Annotated in this window: 1 protein-coding gene and 1 pseudogene; both read left to right on the top strand. The window is 69.2% G+C overall.

Features of this window, described 5'->3' with window-relative positions; genetic code table 11:
• Positions 1-1,292 (top strand): DNA mismatch repair protein MutL (locus ACE3UY_RS06955; RefSeq protein ID WP_374686819.1); only part of this gene is annotated, 1,292 nt, incomplete at its 5' end.
• A 59-nt stretch (positions 1,293-1,351) separates the two neighbouring features.
• Positions 1,352-1,689 (top strand): annotated as a pseudogene (locus tag ACE3UY_RS06950) (hypothetical protein); the annotation flags it as partial.

Below are 1,689 nucleotides of genomic sequence, written 5' to 3'. Positions count from 1 at the left end.
TCGATGAGTTCGTCACCCGCTACGCCCTGGCCTACCCGGCCGTCCGCTTCCGGCTGACCCACGACAATCGCATCACCTTCCAGACGGGCGGCAGCGGCGCGACGGCCGATGTGCTGCTGGCTGTCTATGGCCCTGACACCGTGCGCCAACTGATCGCCGTGGGTGAGGCCGAGGGTGAAGGCGAGGGCGAACAGGACGCGGCGCGCGATGGGGCTACAGTGCGCGGCTACGTCAGCGACCCGGCGCTCACCTGGTCGAACCGCAACCAGATTCAACTGTTCGTCAACGGCCGCTACGTGCGCGATAACCGGCTGGCCTTCGCCGTCATCCAGGCGTACCACACCCTGCTGCCCGGCGGGCGCTACCCGCTCGGCTTGCTGTTCCTCTCTCTGCCGCCGGCCGACGTGGACGTGAACGTCCATCCGACGAAGGTCGAGGTGCGCTTCCGCGACGAGGGGGCAATGTTCGGGGCGGTGCAGCGGGCGGTGCGCGCCGCGCTGCTCGGCACAAGCCCGGCCCGCGCCCTGGGCGGCTGGCCGGCGACCGAAACGCGGCCGGCCACCTGGGGCGGCTTTGACCCGGAGACAGAGGCCCGCCGCGACGTGCCCAGCCGCCAGCTGGACATTCCCTGGCAACTGCAAGGGCCGGCCCCGGCCGCGCCGGAGCCGGACGATGGGGCCGCCGCGCTGCCGCTGCCCACGACCGACGAGCCGCGCCTGCCCATCATGCGCGTCGTCGGCCAGGTTGGCGCGTCCTACATCATCACCGAAGGGCCGGACGGACTGTTCCTGATCGACCAGCACGCCGCCCACGAGCGCATCCTCTACGAGCAGCTATTGGTCCAGTGGAAGGAGCGGCACGTCGTCTCGCAAGGGCTGATCGCGCCGGCCACCGTCTACCTCTCGCCGTCGCAGGCCCATCTGGTGGAGGAGCATCTGCCGCTATTAACCGGCCTGGGCTTCGCCATCGAGCCGTTCGGCCCCAGCGCCTATCAGGTACGGGCCGTGCCGGCCTTGCTGGGCCGCGCCGACCCGGCCGAGGCGCTGGCAGCCGTCGTCGCCGACCTGGAGAGTGGCGCGACGCCGCTCCAGGCGCGGACCGAGGCGCTGGTCATCAAGCGGGTGTGCAAGACGGCGGCGGTGAAGGCGGGCCAGATCCTCTCGCGGGAGGAGATGGAGGCGATGATCGCCCAACTGGAGGTCTGTGCCGTCCCCCACACGTGCCCGCACGGGCGGCCGACGCTGATCCATCTGTCGGCGGCGCAGTTGGCGCGGCAGTTTGGTCGGGGCTAGAGAATAGCGCTATTGCCTGGCCCCTAGAACCTAGCCCCTACTTCTGATACAATGACCCTATGTCCGACCAGGTAACGGTAAACATCCCCGAACGGCTCTATCGCCGGGCGCGGGCGCTTGCCCGCGAACGTCGCCGGCCGCTCGACGCGGTAATTGCTGAGGCGTTGGAGCAGGGCATGCCGCCGGAAACGAGCGAAAGCGCGGCGATGCCCGACGACCAGGAGACAGCCGTGCAGCGAGAAATGGCGGCCTATATTGCCCTGCACCCGAGCCTAAAGACGCAATACTACGGCCGGCACGTCGCCATCCTCGACGGCCAACTGATTGACCATGACGGGGACAAGGTCGCCCTCTACCGCCGGATCGCGGCGCGCTACCCCGATCGCTTTGTCTGGCT

The organism is Promineifilum sp. (SeqCode) (genome assembly GCF_041918635.1).
Lineage (GTDB): Bacteria > Chloroflexota > Anaerolineae > Promineifilales > Promineifilaceae > Promineifilum.
Note: the sequence above shows the minus strand (reverse complement) of the source record. Positions and strands in the feature narration are given on the sequence as shown.